This window comes from Streptomyces scopuliridis RB72, from assembly GCF_000718095.1.
In the GTDB taxonomy this organism is placed as follows: Bacteria; Actinomycetota; Actinomycetes; order Streptomycetales; family Streptomycetaceae; genus Streptomyces; species Streptomyces scopuliridis.
The window spans coordinates 30,203-48,161 of sequence record NZ_JOEI01000021.1 but is presented as its reverse complement, the minus strand read 5'-3'; the positions used below and the strand labels follow the sequence as shown (position 1 = coordinate 48,161).

The 17,959-nt window shown below is 73.9% G+C and carries 15 protein-coding genes and 1 pseudogene; 5 read left to right on the top strand and 11 right to left on the bottom strand.

All coding sequences use genetic code 11. The annotated features are described in order from the left end of the window. Window positions 1–13 precede the first annotated feature (13 nt). From IF11_RS0126010 to nirB, 3 genes are all read right to left on the bottom strand, one after another. Complete coding sequence (locus IF11_RS0126010; RefSeq protein ID WP_240627911.1) at window positions 14–967, bottom strand: oxidoreductase; 954 nt, start codon at window positions 965–967, stop codon at window positions 14–16. Between the two features lie 103 nt (window positions 968–1,070). Further along, window positions 1,071–1,523, bottom strand: coding sequence for a nitrite reductase small subunit NirD (gene nirD / locus IF11_RS0126005; RefSeq protein ID WP_078490926.1), 453 nt, complete (start codon window positions 1,521–1,523; stop codon window positions 1,071–1,073). Continuing rightward, the gene (gene nirB, locus IF11_RS0126000; protein WP_030354154.1) at window positions 1,523–4,078 is read right to left on the bottom strand and encodes a nitrite reductase large subunit NirB; all 2,556 of its coding nucleotides are present in this window, start codon (window positions 4,076–4,078) and stop codon (window positions 1,523–1,525) included. The genes nirD and nirB overlap by 1 nt, the downstream gene beginning before the upstream one ends. A 229-nt stretch (window positions 4,079–4,307) precedes the next feature. Between nirB and IF11_RS0125995 the strand changes: the two genes are divergently transcribed. Continuing rightward, window positions 4,308–5,087 carry a sulfite exporter TauE/SafE family protein gene (locus tag IF11_RS0125995; protein WP_030354153.1) on the top strand — a complete coding sequence of 260 codons (780 nt, stop codon included), beginning with the start codon at window positions 4,308–4,310 and terminating at the stop codon, window positions 5,085–5,087. A 60-nt stretch (window positions 5,088–5,147) separates the two neighbouring features. On the opposite strand, the gene IF11_RS0125990 is transcribed toward IF11_RS0125995, so the two are convergent. The 4 genes from IF11_RS0125990 to soxR all read right to left on the bottom strand — a co-directional run bounded on the left by IF11_RS0125990 (window position 5,148) and on the right by soxR (window position 8,264). After that, window positions 5,148–5,672, bottom strand: coding sequence for a class F sortase (locus tag IF11_RS0125990; RefSeq protein ID WP_244888244.1), 525 nt, complete (start codon window positions 5,670–5,672; stop codon window positions 5,148–5,150). A 348-nt stretch (window positions 5,673–6,020) separates the two neighbouring features. Next, window positions 6,021–6,653, bottom strand: a complete 633-nt coding sequence (locus IF11_RS36985) for a hypothetical protein (RefSeq protein WP_106979260.1) — start codon at window positions 6,651–6,653, stop codon at window positions 6,021–6,023. A gap of 297 nt (window positions 6,654–6,950) precedes the next feature. Then, window positions 6,951–7,745: an aminotransferase class IV gene (locus IF11_RS0125980; RefSeq protein WP_030354151.1), complete on the bottom strand. Its 795-nt coding sequence runs from the start codon at window positions 7,743–7,745 to the stop codon at window positions 6,951–6,953. A gap of 63 nt (window positions 7,746–7,808) precedes the next feature. Then, window positions 7,809–8,264, bottom strand: coding sequence for a redox-sensitive transcriptional activator SoxR (soxR, locus tag IF11_RS0125975; RefSeq protein WP_030354150.1), 456 nt, complete (start codon window positions 8,262–8,264; stop codon window positions 7,809–7,811). A gap of 52 nt (window positions 8,265–8,316) precedes the next feature. Here soxR and IF11_RS0125970 point away from each other — a divergent pair, with 52 nt between their 5' ends. The 4 genes and pseudogenes from IF11_RS0125970 (at window position 8,317) to IF11_RS0125960 (ending at window position 10,199) form a co-directional block, all read left to right on the top strand. Further along, window positions 8,317–8,952 (top strand): NADPH-dependent FMN reductase, encoded by a 636-nt coding sequence (locus IF11_RS0125970; protein ID WP_030354149.1) that lies wholly within the window; start codon window positions 8,317–8,319, stop codon window positions 8,950–8,952. A 35-nt stretch (window positions 8,953–8,987) separates the two neighbouring features. Continuing rightward, window positions 8,988–9,357, top strand: a pseudogene (locus IF11_RS39300) (hypothetical protein); the annotation flags it as partial. A gap of 48 nt (window positions 9,358–9,405) precedes the next feature. Continuing rightward, window positions 9,406–9,735: a divalent-cation tolerance protein CutA gene (cutA, locus tag IF11_RS0125965; protein WP_030354148.1), complete on the top strand. Its 330-nt coding sequence runs from the start codon at window positions 9,406–9,408 to the stop codon at window positions 9,733–9,735. Next, on the top strand, window positions 9,732–10,199 hold the full coding sequence (locus IF11_RS0125960) for a gamma-glutamylcyclotransferase family protein (RefSeq protein ID WP_030354147.1): 468 nt from the start codon (window positions 9,732–9,734) through the stop codon (window positions 10,197–10,199). Before cutA ends, IF11_RS0125960 begins: the two co-directional genes overlap by 4 nt. Window positions 10,200–10,276: 77 nt before the next feature. On the opposite strand, the gene IF11_RS0125955 is transcribed toward IF11_RS0125960, so the two are convergent. From IF11_RS0125955 to IF11_RS0125940, 4 genes are all read right to left on the bottom strand, one after another. Then, window positions 10,277–11,044: a SanA/YdcF family protein gene (locus IF11_RS0125955; RefSeq protein WP_078490924.1), complete on the bottom strand. Its 768-nt coding sequence runs from the start codon at window positions 11,042–11,044 to the stop codon at window positions 10,277–10,279. Window positions 11,045–11,114: 70 nt separating this feature from the next. Beyond that, the gene (locus IF11_RS0125950) at window positions 11,115–12,896 is read right to left on the bottom strand and encodes a hypothetical protein (protein WP_037728569.1); all 1,782 of its coding nucleotides are present in this window, start codon (window positions 12,894–12,896) and stop codon (window positions 11,115–11,117) included. After that, a complete protein-coding gene (locus tag IF11_RS0125945; protein WP_063759235.1) occupies window positions 12,893–16,825 on the bottom strand; it encodes a DUF5682 family protein in 3,933 nt (1,310 codons plus the stop codon). The genes IF11_RS0125950 and IF11_RS0125945 overlap by 4 nt, the downstream gene beginning before the upstream one ends. Further along, window positions 16,812–17,957, bottom strand: a complete 1,146-nt coding sequence (locus IF11_RS0125940) for an ATP-binding protein (RefSeq protein WP_030354143.1) — start codon at window positions 17,955–17,957, stop codon at window positions 16,812–16,814. Before IF11_RS0125940 ends, IF11_RS0125945 begins: the two co-directional genes overlap by 14 nt. Window positions 17,958–17,959 lie beyond the last annotated feature (2 nt).

Genomic DNA, 17,959 nt, shown 5'->3' with positions numbered 1-17,959 from the left:
CGGTCCGGGGGTGTTACGTGGGGAGGCTCGCGTACCGCACGCCCGTGAGCCGCTCCGACTCCGCCCAGAGCAGCTTTCCCGCGCGGTCCTCCAGGGTCCAGGACGCGCGGAAGGACGGGGCGGGCGGGCCACGCCAGCCCTGGATCCTGGGGCCGGTGAAGGAGTCGGGCCGCACGCCGGGCGCGGTCGCCGCGTACAGCGTCGGCAGGGCGCCCGCCTCGGCGGGCTGGGCGATGATCCGGTTGGCGAGGGCGACGATCCGTTCCGCGGTCCTGCGACCCTCCAGCCGGACGCCCGCCGTCTGGAGATTGGTGGCCGCGTATCCGGGCTGCGCGGCGGCGGCCACGATGTCCGAGCCCGCCGTGGCCAGCCGCCTCGCCAGCTCGTGGATGAAGAGCAGATTCGCCGACTTGGAGCGGCCGTAGGCCACCCAGCGGCGGTAGCGGCGCTCGCTGTTGAGATCGCGGATATCGATATTGGCCACCGCGTGCATACCGCTGGAAACGGACACCACCCGGGCCTCCGGGGTGTCCAGCAGCCGGGGGAGGAGCAACCCCGTGAGGGCGAAGTGGCCGAGGTGGTTGACGCCGAACTGAGTCTCGAAGCCATCGGCGGTCGTACCGTACGGCAGCGCCATCACGCCCGCGTTGTTGATGAGCAGATCGAGCCGTTCGGCCGGATACGCGGCGGCGAAGCCCCGTACGGAGGAGAGGTCCGCGAGATCCAGCGGTCCGAACTCCACCCGGGCGCCCGGCACTTCCTCGCGGATCAGCTCCTCGGCCTCCCTGCCCCGGGTCTCGCTGCGGCACGCGAGGATCACGCGGGCGCCCCGGCGGGCCAGCTCGCGGGCGGTGACAAGACCGATGCCGCTGTTGGCGCCGGTGACCACGGCGACGCGTCCGCGCTGGTCGGGGATGTCGCGCGTGCTCCAGCCGGTCGTTCCGGGGGTCGGCATGAGGGTCGGCATGCGGCGCTCCTCGTGGCTCCTCGTGGCCCCTCGTGTACGCACTGGGCCCGCTTCCCAGCGTACGACCGGACACGACGGCGCACGACCGGCGGATCCGTACGCGCTACGCGGGCGAGGGCGCGGACGCGGGCGCGGGCGCGGGCGAGGGCGCGGGCGTCCGTACCCGTGCCTCGTACGCGCGGACGGCGGCCTCGTCGTCGTCCAGACAGCGGCCCGTGAGCAGGTCGAAGCGCTGTTTGAGCAGCGGGGAGGCGACGAAGGGCCGTCCTTCGTACGTGCCGGTCAGCCCGCGCGACAAGACCTGTGCGCCGGAGAACGGGTCGCGGTTGCCGATCGCGTACGGGCGGCCCGCGCGGTCGAGGAAGACCGCGACCTGATGTCCGTCCGGGAGCAGCGCGGCCACTCCGCGCCCGGGGGTGAGCGCGGACAGGTCGCAGACCGCGAACCACCCGTCGTCGAGGAGTAGTTCGAGGATCGTGGACGTCGGCGTCGGCGTGGGCGTGGGCGTCGGCGTGGACGTGGGCGTGGGCGTCGGCAGGACTGTCGGGCGGCTCATCAGGCGTTCGCTCCTTCTCGCGTGGTCAGGGTGAGGAACGTGAGATCCGGCTTGACCTGATCGCGTTCCGGTACGAACTTCACGGACGGGTCCGGGGTGTCCGGCGCGTTGACGAACGAGACGAACCGGCGCAGCCGCTCCGGGTCGTTGACCGTATCCGCCCACTCGTCGCGGTAGCCGTCCACATGCGCCGCCATCAGCCGCTCCAGCTCCGCGCAGAGCCCGAGCGAGTCATGGACCACCACGTCCCGCACATGCCCGAGCCCGCCCTCGATCCGCTCCAGCCAGGCGGCGGTGCGCTCCAGCCGGTCGGCGGTACGGATGTAGAACATCAGGAACCGGTCGATCAGCCGCACCAGCTCCGCGTCCGACAGATCCTGCGCGAGCAGGTCCGCGTGGCGCGGATCGGCGCCGCCGTTGCCGCCGACGTACAGGTTCCAGCCGTTCGCCGTCGCGATCACCCCGAAGTCCTTGCCGCGCGCCTCGGCGCACTCCCGCGCGCACCCCGACACCGCCGACTTCAGCTTGTGCGGCGCCCGCAGGCCCCGGTAGCGCAGCTCCAGGCCGATGGCCATCCTGACCGAGTCCTGGACGCCGTAACGGCACCAGGTCTGCCCCACACAGGACTTGACCGTACGCAGCGACTTTCCGTACGCGTGTCCCGACTCGAAGCCCGCGTCCACGAGCCGCGTCCAGATCAGCGGCAGCTGCTCCACCCGGGCGCCGAACAGATCGATCCGCTGGCCGCCCGTGATCTTGGTGTAGAGACCGAAGTCCCGGGCCACCTCCCCGATCACGATCAGCTTCTCGGGCGTGATCTCGCCACCGGGGATACGCGGCACGATCGAGTACGAGCCATTGCGCTGGATATTCGCGAGGAAGTGGTCGTTGGTGTCCTGGAGGGCCGCCTGCTCGCCGTCCAGGACATAGCCGCTGACGCCCAGCGCGGGCGCGAGCGAGGCGAGGACCGAGGCGACGACGGGCTTGCAGATCTCACAGCCGTCGCCGCCGCGCGCCCGCTCCCGGCCGTGCGAGTCGAGCAGCGTGGCGTACGAGGTGACGCGCAGGGTGCGGACGATCTCGTACAACTCGGCCCGGGTGTACGGGAAGCAGCCGCACAGCCCCTTGTCGGCGGGGCCGTTGCCGCTCGCGGCCAGCAACTGGCCGATCACCTTGACGCAACTTCCGCAGCCCGTACCGGCCTTGGTGCACTTCTTCACTTCGGGGAGGGACGAGCAGGCACAGATGGCGCCTTTGCTGACGTTGTGACAGCTGCAGATCACCGCCTCGTCCGGCAGGGACTCCGGACCCATCGCCGCCGGTGCGCCGAGCCCGGCCGGCAGCACCAACTGGGCTGCGGGGACCGGCGGTACGCTCCCGGTCAGCGGGCGCAGCGTGCCGTACGCGTCGGCGTCCCCGACGAGCACACCGCCGAGCAGGGTGCCCTCCCCGTCCACCACCAGCTTCTTGTAGACACCGGCCTGCGGGTCGGAGTAGACGACATCCAGGCAGCCGGGCGCGGCGCCGTGCGCGTCACCGAACGACGCCACGTCCACGCCCAGCAGCTTCAGCTTGGTCGACAGATCGGCGCCGGTGAAGCCGCCGCTGTCCGGCCGGCCCCCGTCCGCCGCGAGGAGGTCGGCGACCGTCGTCGCCATCTCGTACCCGGGCGCCACCAGCCCGTACACCCGGCCGTCCGACGCCAGCGCGCACTCGCCGATCGCGAAGACGGCGGGGTCGGACGTACGGCACCGCGCGTCCACCACGATGCCGCCGCGCTCCCCGACCGTCAGCCCCGCGTCGCGGGCGAGCTGGTCGCGCGGGCGCACACCCGCCGAGAAGACGACGAGATCGGTGTCGAGCGAGGAGCCGTCCGACAGCGCCATCCCGGTGACGGTCCCGTCGGCGTCCGTGGTCACCTCCCGCGTCCCCACACCCGTGTGGACGGTCAGCCCCATCGACTCGATCGTCCGCAGCAGGGCCGCGCCGCCTCCCTCGTCGATCTGCACGGGCATCAGCCGGGGGGCGAACTCCACGATGTGCGTGTCGAGCCCGAGGCCCTTGAGCGCGCCCGCCGCCTCCAGACCGAGCAGCCCGCCGCCGACGACCGCGCCGGTGCGGGCCGTCATCGCGTACTCCTCGATCGCGAGCAGATCCTCGATCGTGCGGTAGACGAAACAGCCGGTGGCGTCCTTGCCGGGCACGGGCGGTACGAAGGGGTACGAGCCGGTCGCCAGGACGAGCGTGTCGTAGCCGAGGGTGTGCCCGGACCGCGAGGTGACCGTGCGGGCCGCGCGGTCGATGGCTTCGACGGGGTCACCGAGCCGCAGCTCGATGCCGTGGCGCGCCAGGAAGTCCGGTTCCACGAGGCTGAGTTCATCGGCGGTACGGCCCGAGAAGTACGAGGTCAGCCGCACCCGGTCATAGGCGGGCCTGGGCTCCTCGGCGAGCACCACCACCCGCGCCCGCGCGGTCACCCCCCGCTCGGCGAGAGCCTCCAGGAACCGCTGGCCGACCATGCCGTGGCCGACGACCACGATCGTGGGGGTGGACATCTCGGAAACCTCCGCCGGGGGCCGGCATCGCTGGGTCATGCCCAGAAGCCTGCGCGGCGGCTGTTACCCGGCCGGATCGCCGCGATTTCACCGGCGGAACGCTGCGCTCAGCGCGGCGGCGGGGGAGGTGTGAGGGCGGCGTCGCCCAGCGCGTCGGCGCGAGCCGCCAATCTCACACTCTCCCTGGATCCATGGACGGGGCGCATATCCCGTCCATAGGGTCATGATCATGCCCGATATCTCGCTGACCATGCTCGTTGTGCTCTGCCTCGCCGCCGGGGCGGCCGGCTGGATCGACGCCGTGGTGGGCGGGGGCGGGCTGCTGCTCCTGCCCGCGATGCTCCTCGGACTGCCGCACGTACCCGCCGCGCACATCCTCGGCACCAACAAGGCGGTCGCCATCGTCGGCACCTCGGGCGCGGCGGTGACCTATCTGCGCAAGGCGCCGGTCGAGGTGAGGACGGCCGTACGGATCGGGCTCGCGGCCCTCGCCGGCTCGATGGCCGGTGCCTTCTTCGCGGCCGGGATCAGCAGCGAGGTGCTCCGGCCCGTGATCATGGTGGTGCTGCTGGGCGTGGCGGCCTTCGTCCTGCTGCGGCCGTCGTTCGGTGGGACGCGGGCGGGCGGCCCGGTCACCCGGGCGCGTACGGTCACCGCGATCGTGCTGGTCGGCGGCGGGATCGGCTTCTACGACGGGCTGTTCGGACCCGGTACGGGAACGTTTCTGGTGCTCGCGCTCACCGCCGTACTCCACCTCGATCTGGTGACGGCCTCCGCCACCGCGAAGATCGTGAACGTCTGCACCAACGGCGGCGCGCTCGCGATGTTCGCCTACCAGGGCACCGTGCTGTGGCAACTGGCCGCGCTGATGGCGGTGTTCAATCTGGCGGGCGGGATGATCGGTGCGCGGATGGCGCTGCGGAAGGGGAGCGAGTTCGTGCGCGGGGTGCTGCTGGTGGTGGTGTTCTCGCTGGTCGCGAAGCTCGCGTTCGACCAGTGGACGGCGTGAGCGGGCGGGCGTGGGCGGGGTGGGCGGGGGCGCGCGCCGGGACCGGTGGCCTGCCCCGTGCTATTTCGTGCCGATGAGATGGGCGTACGCCACCACATTGCCCTGGTAGCCGCCCTTCTTGGAGAAGCCGCCCCCGCAGGTGATCACCCGTAGCTCCGCCCGGTCCGTGGCCCCGTACACCTTGCGGTCGGGGAACTCGGCGTTGTTGTAGACCTCAAGGGCGTCGACCGTGAAGACGGCGGTACGGCCGTCCGCGCGGGTCACCTCGATGTGATGGCCCTTCTTGAGCGTGCCCAGCTCGTAGAAGACGGCGGGTCCTTGGGCGTTGTCGACATGACCGGCGACGACCGCGGTCCCCTTGGCGCCCGGGGTGGCCCCGTCCTTGTACCAGCCCACGATGTTGCGGATGACCGGCGGCGGTACGTCGAGACTGCCGTCGCGCCCCAGCCCCAGCCCGAGGACCTGCGCGTTCACCTTGATCTCGGGGATGCTCAGCCGCACCGGGGCCGAGGGCCGCATCGGGGCGGCGGCGGCCTCGGTGTGACTGCCTGGGCCCGCGGCGAAGGCCTCTGCGGCGGTCGGCATGGGCGGGGTCACGGGCTCGGAGCCGTTCTGGACGAGCCAGATCCCGACGCAGACGGGAATGGCTATCAGCCAGCCCGAGCCACCGCCCCTGGTCCGGCCGCCGGCTCCGCACGCGCACCCGCCGCGGCCACCGCCTCCTCCGCAGGGGGCGCCGCACCCGGCCCCGGCCCCGTACATGCCTCTGCTTCTGCCTCTGCGCCTGGCCCTGGCGGTCATCAGTCCTGATCTCCTGTTCTCCGTTTTCCCGTCGTGCGGACCTGTGAATGGAGAGGTTCCCCGCCCCCGTCAGCGATGAGCGTGACGGGGACGGGGACACGGGGCGGGACCGGGGCGGTGGAGGCCGGCCCGTCAGCTCGCCTGCGCGCCGCTCGCCCGGCGACGCAGGAGCCAGGTCCCGCCGACGGCGGCCGCGGCCAGAACGGCCACGCCCGCCGCGATCTGGGTGGTGTCGGGGGTGACGCTGCCGCCGACCCCCGTTCTCACATGGCCGGTCGGCCCGCCGTGCTCCACGAAGAGGTCGCCGTGGGCCTCCCTGCCGTTGTCACAGCGCACGCGGATGGTGTGGTTTCCGGTTCTGGCGTGGTGCGCCACCCGGAACTTTCCGGCCACGATGTCCTTGCCGGCGGCGCGATCGAGACTGAACTCCCCGGCGCCGACGGACTCGGCGAAGCCCCGGGCGCGGCCGTCACGTCCACAGGCGGTGGTCCTGGCGGTGACGGTGGTGCCGGGGCGCACATGCCTGGGGGACAGCTCCAGCCGGCCCGGTCTCCCGCGGTCGCGCCCGCCGTCCCGGCCCCCGTCGCGCCCGCCGTCCCCGTTGCCGTCGCGTCCACTGTCCCAACTGCCCTCCGGGCCGCCGCGGCCGGCGTCCCAGCTACCGTCGCGGTCCCCGGCGAAGGCCGCCGTGCTGCCCGCGACGGTCAGGGCTATCGCGGCGGCTGCCAGCGCGGTTCGGGTCAGCAGGGGGGCAATGATGGGCATGGTGGCATCCTCCGAGGCTGGCGACAGCGCGGTACTCGTCACCTCCGAGATAAGGCGCCCCAGGGCGCGCACGCCTGCTGATGGACGATCAGATTCGCCGGCCGGGAGCCGTGTGCCGGGCCCGCGCGCCGGCGTCGTCGCAGGTCACGGCGGGAGCGGCGGCGGTCGGCCGGCATCGCCGCCCGTGCCGCGCTGAACGGGTGACCCCGGCGCGGTGTGCCGCGTGCCGGGAGGACTCCGTCCCGGGTCCCGGTACGCGGCCCCGGCCCCGGTCCTGTCGGGAGGCCGTCCCGTCCCTCAGATGCGGTCCCACTCCACCCCGTCGTACAGCTCGGTCACCCTCTTCAGCAGCGCCGCGTCCCCCGGGAAGACCGTGTCGTCGATCCGGCCCACCGGGGCGATCCCGTGCGAGTTGGTGACCAGGGCCGCCCGGTACCGGGGCAGGTCCGCCAGGGTGACCTCACGCCGTACCGAAGGCAGACCGGCGGCCGGGAGACGGGGCTCCACCAGCCCCATGGTGATGCCCGTCAGAAACGGCGCGTCCGGCCAGACCACCGAATCGCCGTCCCAGAACGCGATATTGGCGATCGCGGCCTCGGCCACCACCCCGCCCTCGCCGGTCAGCAGCGCGTCGTCGAAGCCGGCCTTCCTGGCCACCCGCCCGTAGTGGGTCTGGGCGAAGCCGCCCAGATGCTTGACGTGCGCGACGGGGCGCAGATACGGGACGGACATCAGGCTCTGCGCCCGCCCGTCCGGGGCCGCGGGCGGCCGTACCGTCACCATCAGGCTCGCCTCGCCCGCCCCCTCGGGCCAGTGCGCATAGACCCGCCCCGAGGCGTCCCGTACGTCACCGAGCGCGTGCCGGAGCAGGGCGCGTACCCGCTCGCCGTCCAGGCCCGCGCCGAACAGCTCCCGGGTCGAGGCGTCCAGCCGGGCGAGATGGAGGTCCAGACCGCGTACCCGGCCGTCCCTGATCTGCATGGCGGTGAAGTGCCCGTACGTGTCGAGCGCGCGGAGCCGCAGGTCGGCCTCGGTGGCGGGCCGGCCGTCGACCTCTATCAGCAGCTGTGGTGCGGTGGCGGTAGGCGTCATGCACCTCACCGTATGCCGGTCGCCCTTGGGTCCGGGAGGGGCGAGGGCGCGGAGGGACGGGGCTCAGTCCTCTATCAGCCGGCGCGGTCCCGGCCCGTGCGCGGCCAGTTCGTCGCCCGGGTTGGAGAGCACGCAGCGGTCCAGCGACAGACAGCCGCAGCCGATGCAGTCCGCGAGGTTGTCGCGCAGCCGCTGCAGCGTACGGATGCGCCGGTCGAGGTCGTCGCGCCAGCACTCGGAGATCCGTGCCCAGTCCTCCCGGGTGGGCGTACGGTCCTCCGGCAGCAGCGCCAGGACGTCACGGATCGTGGCGAGCGGGATGCCGAGGCGCTGCGAGGTACGGATGAAGGCGACCCGGCGGAGCGTGTCCCGGCTGTAGCGGCGCTGGTTCCCGGTCGTACGGCGGCTGCTGATCAGCCCCTCGCGTTCGTAGAAGCGCAGCGCGGAGGGGGCGACGCCGCTGCGTTCGGCCAGTTCACCGACGGTGGCTTCCTTGGCGTTCCAGGCGAGATGCGTCATGCCGGCCAGCGTAACTTGACCTGAACCATGGTTGAAGTATGACGCTCTTCCCATGGACCTCACCACGCGGGAATCCGCGATCACAGCCGTGCCCGGACACACCGGGAACGCGCGCAAGCTACGGCTCGCCGTCATCCTGGGCAGCAACCGCGAAGGCCGCTTCGGCCCCGTCGTCTCGGACTGGTTCCTCTCGCACGCCGCCGAGCACCAGGACTTCACCACCACCTTCATCGATCTCGCCGACACGGACCTGTCGGCCCCCCTCTCCTCCCGCCCGGGACCCGCCGTACGGGCCGAACTCGACAAGGTCACCCCGGCGCTGGCCGCCGCCGACGCCTTCGTCGTCCTCACCCCCGAGTACAACCACTCCTTCCCCGCCGCCATCAAGGCGCTGATCGACTGGCACTTCGTCGAATGGCAGGCCAAGCCCGTCGGCTTCGTCTCGTACGGCGGGATGTCCGGCGGGCTGCGCGCCGTCGAGCAACTGCGCCAGATCTTCGCCGAGATGCACGCCGTCACCGTCCGGGACACGGTCTCCTTCCACAACGCGCACGCGCACTTCGACGCCGAGGGCCGACACCGCGATCCCGCCGAGTGCGACGCCGCCGCGCGGACGATGCTCGACCGGCTCGCGTGGTGGGGGCTGGCGCTGCGCGAGGCCAAGTCCGCCCGTCCGTACGCCGGTTGACGGCGACCGCTCACCCATGTCGAGGGGATGTACACCGGCCACGCCGACGGGCCCGGGCACGGTCTCGTCGCGAGAAGGTGTCGTTCCGGTACGAGCCGGCGAAGCCGCTCATCGAGGACGTGTCGCTCGTCGTGGAGCCGGGACAGACGGTCCCGAACGCGTCGTGGAGGCGGCGCGCGCCACGCACGTGGACCGGTTCATCCGTACGCTCCCCGACGGCTACGACACCGTCGTGGACGAGGAGGGCGCGGGACTCGGCGCGGGCGAGAAGCAACTCCTCACCATCGCACGGGCGTTGCTCTCCACGGCGCGATCGTCGAACAGGGCACGCACGACGAACCGCCGGCGTCGGAGGGCGCGTACGCGCGGCTGTACGCCTCGCAGTGCGCGGTCCTCGCGGTGTAAGGTCCCCCGGCCCCGCACCGACCATCCGGAACCCGAAGGAGTCCGCTCGTGCCGCTCGCCGAGTGCCTGACCGTGCTGACCACGACCGACAGCGCCGACAAGGCGGAGGACCTTGCCCGGGGCGTGATCGAGGCCCGCCTCGCCGCCTGTGCGCAGATCTCCGCGCCGGTCACCTCCGTGTACCGCTGGCGGAGCGCGATCGAGACCAGCGAGGAGTGGCAGATCCTCTTCAAGACCACCGCCGCCCGCTATGACGCGCTGGAGGCCCACCTCAAGGAGGCCCACGACTACGAGACTCCGGAGATCATCGCCACGCCGGTGGTGCGGGGGAGCGCGGAGTATCTGACGTGGATCGCCGAGGAGACCGTCGCACCATGAGGGCCGGGCCCGAGGGCGGGCTTCCGTTCTTCGTCTACGGCACGCTGCGGCCGGGCGAGCACAATCACGACCTGTACCTGCGCGGACGCGTGGCCGAAGAGGAACCGGCCAGGCTGACGGGAGCGCTGCTGTACGACGGCCCCGGCTACCCGTACGCGATCGAGGCCGCCGGTACGGCCGCCCCTGGCGCGGTCGCCTCCGGCGCGGTCGTCGGCGAGCTCGTCACGGCGAAGCGGGAGGCGTACGGCGAACTGCTCGCCGTGCTGGACGAGTTGGAGGAGTACGAGGCCCCCGACGATCCGCGCAACCTGTACGTACGGGTGGCCCGCGATGTCCTGCGGGCCGACGGCACCCCGGCCAGGGCATGGGTGTACTTCGCGGCGCCACGCGTCGCCCGCGCCCTACGGGCGCGCGGGCGGCTGATCGCGGACGGCGACTGGCTCGCCCACGTCCGCGGGCGCTGACCGGACACGGTGGGTGGGGATGGCGGGGACGGCGGGGATGGTGGGGATGGTGGGGACGGTGGTCGGTGCGGCGGGCGTCAGCGGGCGCCGCCACCGCCCGCCGCCAGCGCCTCGGCCACCCCCGTCTCGGCCGGTCCGAGGAACATGGGATCCGGCCGGACCAGCGCCTCCGCCGCCGCCTTCCCCGAGGCGAACACCTCCCGTATCCCGCCGTAGTACCAGGTCGCGTCATGCGGCTCGGCGACACCGACGCCGTACGACTCGACCCCCGCCGCCCCGCACAGCGCCACCGCGCGCCGGACATGGAATCCCTGTGTCACCAGCACCGCCCGGTCGACCCCGAATATCTTCTTGGCCCGTACGCACGAGTCCCAGGTGTCGAACCCCGCGTAGTCGCTGACGATCCGGTCGTCCGGCACCCCGCGTCCGACCAGATACGTCCGCATCGCGTCCGGCTCGTCGTACTCCTCCCGGCTGTTGTCCCCGGTCACCAGCACGACCTTCACCTTCCCCGCGCGGTACAGCTCCGCCGCCGCGTCGAGGCGGTGCGCGAGATACGGCGTCGGCCGGCCGGACCACAACCCGGCGCCGAAGACCACGGCCACATCCCGCGCCGGGACCTCGGCGACCGTACGGATCCGGCTGTCCGCGACCGCGTGCATCCACGTCGAGGGCGCCAGCGCGAGCACGCACCCGAGCATGACGGCCTGCACGAGGTGTCTCCGGCGGCGTCGGGTCAGCCGGAAACGCGGCGGTCGGGCCTCTCCCGGCTGCCGTGGCCGGCGTTTCAGCCGGGGCGTACGCAGGCGCGGCGTACGCAGGCGTGACAGCTTCGGCAATGGCATGGTCCCCCCTGGGTGGTCCTGGATTCCCCGTTCATCCCGCTCTGCTCTGTATGACGATCGACGGCGTCGATCAGTTCGCGGTTATGTCCGGTGGCGTCCAGGCCGCCAGCAGCAGTGACTCGGTCGCGGCCGCCGCGTAGACCGCCGTGGCCAGCCAGGCCAGGGCGAAGCCCCGGGGGTCGGCGGGCAGCAGCCGGCCCAGGACGTCATGGCGGCGGTCCGCCGCCGCGTCCGTCAGCGCCTCGACCCGCTGTGCGCCGGTGCTGAGGCCCACCGCCCGCAGCCGGCGGGGCAGTTCGCCGTCCGCCGACGCGGCCGATACCGCGCGGCCGCCCGCGACCGCGCGGTCCACGGTCCTGCGCAGCAGGTCCAGCTCGATGGGGAGCGCGGGCGGCGCCTCTCCCTCCCTCGGCCCCGTGAGTCCCGCCGGTACGGCCGATACGGCCGATACGGCCGGGATGTGCGAGCGGTTGAGCAGGCCCAGCCCCAGATCCGCGCGGACGGGCTCCCCGTCATGGCCGGTCCAGGACGCGGCGAGCACCTGCACCCGGTCGGGCCGGTCGGGCACCACCCGGGCGATCAACCGCAGCGCGAGCCCGGGGCGGCTCGCGAGCAGCGAGAGGTTCTCGGCGTAGGGGAGTTCCGGCCGCTCGTCCGGCGCCGCGAGCCGCAGTGTGGGTCCCGCGGCCACGGCGAAGCCCGCGCCGGTGACGAGGCCGTCGAGGAAGAGCAGATCGCCGCCCGCCGTACGGGCGTCGGCGGGCTGGGACAACCAGCCGAGCGCCGACGCCAGTTGCTCGGCGGGCGGCCGCTCCCAGAGGGCGGCGAGCGGCGCTTCCCGCCAGCCGGCGCCGGCGGCCCGTACGGAACGTACCGCCCCGCCACCACCGATCCGGCCGTCCGGCGAGACGGTGGGCGCCGTGAGGATCACGCCGCCGCCGTCGCCCAACTCCCGCAGCCCGAGCGCGCAGCCACCGGGCACCGGCGTCCCCGACGCCTGGAGGGCGCGGTCCGGTCCGCCGGGAGCGACGTCCGAGAGCGTACGGAGCGCGCCGTCGGGCGCGAGCGCGTAGACCGTGGCGCCCGCGTATCCGGACGCGGTCACCACCGGCTCGGTGAACAGCCCGTACAACCGGAGCGGCCCTTCGGGCCGGTAGTCCCGGCGGGCCGGGGAGAGGGCGGCGGCGGGGCGGCGCACCAGATCCAGCAGCTCCGCCAGCTCGCCCGACAGCCCGGACAGCCGGAACGCCGGGTCGTCGGATCGGGCCTCGCCCAGCAGCCGCGCGATCCGGACCGCCGTGCCCGCGGGCCGGTGCAGCCCGGCCAGCCGCGCCGAGTGGGCGGCATGGAGCAACTCGGCGCGGTGGACCGCGCCGGAGCCGGAGACACCCGCGACCAGGACGGCGGTCACGGCACCCCGGAGGGCGTCGAGGGCCGTGGACTGGGCCGGGGTGAGGGCGGGTTCATCGGCAACCGCGGGCGCCGGTGCCGCGGGTTCACCCTGTCCCTTCTCTGTCTCCTCTCCCTCCCCTACCCGTGCTTCTTCCTCTTTCTCGACCGCGAGAGGGGCGACGGACAGGACCGCCGCGCGGTGCAGACAGGCCGGTGCCAGCAGACAACTGCACACCGCGTCCTCCGCGTCGGCCACGATCCCGGCCGTGACCCGCAACGTCACGGCCGTGTCCTCCGCGACCCGCACCACGACTCCGTCCCGCGCCGCCTCCACCGGCCAGCCGGCGGCCTTCGCCACCGCCCCGTCCACGCGTTTACGCAGTCGCGCGGGCAGCAGATCGAGCGCCCCGGCCGCCACTTCGGCGGTCACCGGCGGCAGTACCGCAGCGGAATCCGTCATCGGTGCGCACCTCCTACGCGTTCGCCGGCCCAGCGGGCCAGCTCCAGAGGGCTGAGCGCCGCGACCGGCATACCCGCCCCCACCAACTGCCCCGCCACCCCGGCCGAATACCGGGGCCGTCCCTCGTCGTCCAGCGAGGCGCAGCCCAGGACATGACAGCCCGCGTCGACCAGCGCCCGTACCTCCGTGAGCAGCGGGGAGACCGGGCCGCCCTCCTCGAAGTCGCTGATCAGCACGACCAGCGTGCGGGACGGCACCGTCACCAGCTCACGGGCGTGGCGCAGTCCGCGCGCGATGTTCGTACCGCCGCCGACCCGGACCTCCAGCAGCAGGCTGAGCGGGTCGTCGACCTGGTCGGTGAGGTCGAGCACCTCGGTGGAGAACGCGACGAAGTGCGTACTCACCGCGGGGACACCGGCCAGTACGGAGGCGGTGAGCGCGGCCCAGACCGTCGACGCCTCCATCGAGCCCGAGACATCCACGACCAGCACCAGCCGCCAGTCGGCCGCCTTACGGGCGCGGGTGCGGAAGACGGGCTGTTCGGGCAGGACCGTCACCGCGCCGGTGTCCGGATCGCGGCGGGCGGTCGCCAGATTCGCGCGCAGCGTACGGGCGAGATCCAGCGGCCCGCCGGGGCGGCGGGTCGGGCGCGGATGGGAGAGGCCGGTGAGGGCGGGGCGCAGCCGGTTGGCCAGCGCCTCGGTCAACTCGGCCACCAGCCGGGCCACCAGGGGCCGGAGCCGGGCGAGCTGGTGCTCGGGGAGACCACCGGCGTACGAGAGGACGGTACGCAGCAGCTCCACCGACGGCCGGGCCGAGGCCGGGTCCAGCTCCAGGGCGGCGTCGAGCCGTCCCGTATCGGCAGCGGCGGCGAGCACCTCTTCCCGTACGCCGGGCCCGAACAGCGCCGACAACTCCTCGGACCAGGAACGGACATCGGGATACGACGCCCCGTCCCCGCCCCGGGAGCCACCCGCGTCACGCTCCTCACCGCGCGCGCCCTCGCCCCGCCCGTACCCGTACAACTCATCCAGCGCGCCGGCGATCCGAGCGGCTCCACCGGTGAGCTCCCGCCCCCGCCCGAGCAGCAGCCGCCACCGCTCACCGGGGGTGAGCGCGATGGCTCCGGCCGGGTCGTCGCCCCCACGGAGGGAGCCATGGCCCAACATGCCGGAGATACCGGGAGGTGCCTGTGCCGCACTGGCTACGCCATTCGCCTCCGGCCCTCGCGTATCCAGCCCCCGCGCCGCCAGAGCCTCGCGGCCCGCCAGATCGGCCGCCGCCAGCAGCGCCAGCACCGTCGGATCCGACAGCGCCCCGGGGAGGGCGCCCGCGGCGAGGCCCGTGCGGTCCTCCACCGTGGCGAGCAGCCGGGAGCGGGCCGCCGGGGAGAGCGTGTCGAAACCCGCGCGCAGCGAAGGGAGCCGGTCCAGGAACCCCCGGTCGGACAGGGCCTCGATCCGCTCCAGCAGCGGATCGAGTGCCCGGCCGGTCTCCAGCAGGGGGCCCGCCGCGAGCAGCGTCCCGCGCAGGAACCCGGCCAGGTCGGCGCGGAGTCCGGGGGTCGTCGCACTGTCCACGCGGGACGCCAGACGCGTGCCGAAATCCGCCGCCTCCCGCAGTCCCAGCAGTACGCGGGCCGCCCCTGCCGCGCCCCGGATCAGCGGGGTCGCCCCGGCGTCGAGGCGCTTCAGCGCGGCGTCGAGCCGGAACCCGCCGCCCAGGTCCTGTCCGGTCGATCTTCGCAGGCCCGCGACGCCGCAGTGACATGAGCCGCTGCCGCGGCGGGCCGCACCTCGCGGCGTTGTCGGAGTCGCCCAAGTACGGCCGGGCCATCCACAACGCCGATCCTCCGCCTTGCGATGCTCCCCCGTGGCCTGAACGGCACAGGGGTACCCCCTGCACCAGACCGCCGCGGGCTGATCCACGAAGATCGACCGGACAGGACCTGGAGCCGCGGCCGCCCTGTCGGCCAGCGAGACCAGGGCGCGCGCGTCGGCGGGCTCGGTGGAACCGGCGAGCCCGTCCAGCGCCCGGACCCCGGCCGCGGCCAGCTCCTCGTACGCCGCGCCGAGCGCGTCCCGTTCCCACCCGGCGGGCAGCCCCGGCAGATGGCCCGAGCCGATCCGGTCCAACAGGGCGAGACCGGCGAGCAGTTCGGGCAGGGTGCCGGACGCGGGCAGCAGCCCGGCGGCCTCGGAGAGCCGCTCCGCGGCGAGCGCGGGCAGTGCGCAACGCGCCGCGTCCTCCAGACCGGACAGCACCTCGGCCGCGGTCGGCCCGCCGCGCTCGCGCTCCGCCGCACGCCGCCGGCGCAGCATCCCGGCCGCCGCCTGTTCGAGCGTCACCCCGTGAACGCCCGCCACATCGAGCATCGCGGTGGTCGACGGTGACCAGGCCACGACCCAGCGCGTGGTCAGCGGGGCGGCGTCGCCCACGCCCGCCACCTCGCCCTCCTCCCCGTACGGGACACGGCAGGCGGCGAGCCGGCGCAGACACAGCTCACGGCGCCGGTCCAGCTCGCCGCGGTGCGCGTCGAGACGCAGCTCCCGGCGGCCGGGGGCGGCCGGAGTGGGCAGCGACAGGCCGTCGAGCAGCGCCTCCACGGCCGGCCCCAGGCCCGAACGGGGCGTGCCCGGCGCGAGCCTGCCCTGCCGCGTTCCCACCAGCACCCGTTCCATGGCGGAGGCCACCACCCGGCCGCGCCCGAACAACCGCCCCTGCGTGAGCACGGTCTGCGCCGCCTCGGCCAGCTCACCGCGCCCGGCGGCGGGCAGCCCGCGCAACGCCGCCAGGTCGCGCGCGACCCGGACCACCTCACGGGCGTCGGCCGGCCCGCTCGGATGCCCGGCGTCCCGTACGGCCGCGCAGATCCGTACCGCCGTCGACGTCAGCAGATCGTCCAGCAGCGCGGGATCGCCCGCCGCGAGATGCACCCCGCGCTGCCACTCGGGGTCGCGGATCCCGGCCGGATAGCCCGACCGCTCGTCCAGCAGCGCGTACGAGTACGGCACGAGCGAGGTGACGACGGCCCCGGCGGCGCGCACGTCCGTCGCCTCCACCGATGCCTTCCCGGAACCGGGACTGGGGCCGGAGCCCGGCCCGGGTCCGGCAGCGCCCGGCAGCAGCGCGGGCGCGTGGAAGGCGCCGATCACGGCCGCAGCCCGGCGGCCCCCGCGCTCGGCCAGCCGGCGCCGCATATTCGCCTCGCGCCGCAGATCGTACGGATCGACCGCGCCCGCGTCCGCCCGCAGGGCCCAGCCGACCAGCAGAGCGGCCCGCCGCAGCGCCTCCGGGCCGGAACCGGGCGCCGCCGCCTCGACCAGCCGGTCCCACAGATCGTCCCCGGGCCGCCCCCCGGCCCGCGCCCGCAGCGCGGCGGCCAACGCCCCACCGGCCCAAGCCGATCCACCGGACTCACCGGACTCACCGGACTCACCGGACCCGTTCGCCCCATTGGACTCACCGGACCCGCCCGACTCGCCCTCCGCGTCCGACTCGGCACCCGCGCCCGGGTCGGACGTGCGCGCCGACAGCGGCAGGTCGAACGGAACGACCTCCACCCCCGCCTCCCGCGCCCAGCGGATCGCCGCCAGCTCCGGCGAGAACTCCGCGAACGGCAGGAACACCAGCCCGCCGCCCGCCGCCCCGCCCCGGCCGCCCGCCAGGGCGACCGGGGGCACCGTCGCCGGATCGGCGAGATACGGCAGCCAGGGCGCGAACTCCTCGGGCAGCTCGACGAACAGCACCTCCGGCGCCGCCTCCGCGAGCATCGCCGGCACGGCCGCCGCCAGCGCCGGGGAGTGGTGCCGTACCCCGATCAGATACGGCTCCCGGCACCCGGCGAGCCCGGCCAGCGCCTCCGAAGGCCCCCCGCCGTCGCCCACCGACGCGCCACCCACACCGCCCCTCGGCTCATCCCAGCGCATCGCGCAGCCCCCACAACGTCCGCCACAGCGGAGCGCCCGCCTCCGCCCGGCGGCGCACCGGGCCGTCCCAGTACCCCAACAGCCGCGCGTGGTCCGCCGGATCGTCCTTGCGTACCGTCCCGAGCAGATGGCCCGGCAGCGTACGCAGAACATCGCGGCCGTCGCCGAGATACGCCGCGCCGAGCCCCATCGACGTGGCCACATGCACCGCCTCGGCCGTCGACATGACCGTCGAGGGGCGCTCGATCTCCCAGCCCTCCGCGCTCCGTCCCGTCCGCAGATCGCGGAACGCGGTGACCAGCGCCTCCAGCACCGTGTCGTCCACGGAGAACGCCGCCCCGCCGCGCACCAGCGCCGCCGTCGCCTGACCGCGCACCAACTCGGTCTCCGCGTCGAGATCGCCGATCGGGCCGACCGTCTCGAAGTTGAACCGGCGCTTCAGGGCGGCGGACATCTCGGAGACGCCCTTGTCGCGGAGGTTGGCGGTGGCGATGAGTGTGAAGCCCGGCACGGCGTGCACCGTGCTGTCCCCGTCCTCCCCGCCCGCCAGTTCGGGCACGGACATCCGGCGCTCCGACAGGATCGATACCAGCGCGTCCTGCACCTCGGGCAGACAGCGCGTGACCTCCTCGACCCGGGCCACCGCGCCACGTGTCATGGCCGTGAGCACGGGAGAGGGCACCAGAGCCTCCCGGCTCGGCCCCTTGGCCAGCAGCAGCGCGTAGTTCCAGCCGTAGCGGAGCTGGTCCTCGGTGGTGCCCGCGGTGCCCTGCACCGTGAGCGTGCTGCTGCCGCACACCGCGGCGGACAGCAGCTCGGAGAGCATCGACTTGGCGGTGCCCGGCTCACCGACGAGCAGCAGTCCGCGCTCGCCGGCCAGCGTCACCACACACCGCTCCACCAGCGCCCGGTCACCCACGAACTTCCTTGACACGATCAGCTGTTCACCGTCGGCCGACCGCAGCGCCTCGCCGTCCGAACCACAGACGAACAGCACCACCGCGCGCGGCGTCAGCCGCCAGCTCGGCGGGCGCGGGCCGTCGTCGTACGACGCGAGGAACGCCAGCTCCGCCGCGTACCGGTCCTCCGGCAGCTCCAGCTGCCGCCCCGGCTCCCGCTCCACCGCCGTCATCT

Excerpts from the sequence above, each read along its gene's own strand:
- IF11_RS0125940 (WP_030354143.1), bottom strand. The coding sequence starts at position 17,957 with ATGACGGCGGTGGAGCGGGAGCCGGGGCGGCAGCTGGAGCTGCCGGAG.
- IF11_RS0125960 (WP_030354147.1), top strand. The coding sequence starts at position 9,732 with ATGAGGGCCGGGCCCGAGGGCGGGCTTCCGTTCTTCGTCTACGGCACG.
- IF11_RS0125980 (WP_030354151.1), bottom strand. The coding sequence starts at position 7,745 with ATGACGCCTACCGCCACCGCACCACAGCTGCTGATAGAGGTCGACGGC.
- IF11_RS0126010 (WP_240627911.1), bottom strand. The coding sequence starts at position 967 with ATGCCGACCCTCATGCCGACCCCCGGAACGACCGGCTGGAGCACGCGC.
- IF11_RS0125950 (WP_037728569.1), bottom strand. The coding sequence starts at position 12,896 with ATGACGGATTCCGCTGCGGTACTGCCGCCGGTGACCGCCGAAGTGGCG.
- IF11_RS0125945 (WP_063759235.1), bottom strand. The coding sequence starts at position 16,825 with ATGCGCTGGGATGAGCCGAGGGGCGGTGTGGGTGGCGCGTCGGTGGGC.
- IF11_RS0125995 (WP_030354153.1), top strand. The coding sequence starts at position 4,308 with ATGCCCGATATCTCGCTGACCATGCTCGTTGTGCTCTGCCTCGCCGCC.
- nirB (WP_030354154.1), bottom strand. The coding sequence starts at position 4,078 with ATGTCCACCCCCACGATCGTGGTCGTCGGCCACGGCATGGTCGGCCAG.
- nirD (WP_078490926.1), bottom strand. The coding sequence starts at position 1,523 with ATGAGCCGCCCGACAGTCCTGCCGACGCCCACGCCCACGTCCACGCCG.
- IF11_RS36985 (WP_106979260.1), bottom strand. The coding sequence starts at position 6,653 with ATGCCCATCATTGCCCCCCTGCTGACCCGAACCGCGCTGGCAGCCGCC.
- soxR (WP_030354150.1), bottom strand. The coding sequence starts at position 8,264 with ATGACGCATCTCGCCTGGAACGCCAAGGAAGCCACCGTCGGTGAACTG.
- IF11_RS0125990 (WP_244888244.1), bottom strand. The coding sequence starts at position 5,672 with ATGCCGACCGCCGCAGAGGCCTTCGCCGCGGGCCCAGGCAGTCACACC.
- IF11_RS0125955 (WP_078490924.1), bottom strand. The coding sequence starts at position 11,044 with ATGCCATTGCCGAAGCTGTCACGCCTGCGTACGCCGCGCCTGCGTACG.
- IF11_RS0125970 (WP_030354149.1), top strand. The coding sequence starts at position 8,317 with ATGGACCTCACCACGCGGGAATCCGCGATCACAGCCGTGCCCGGACAC.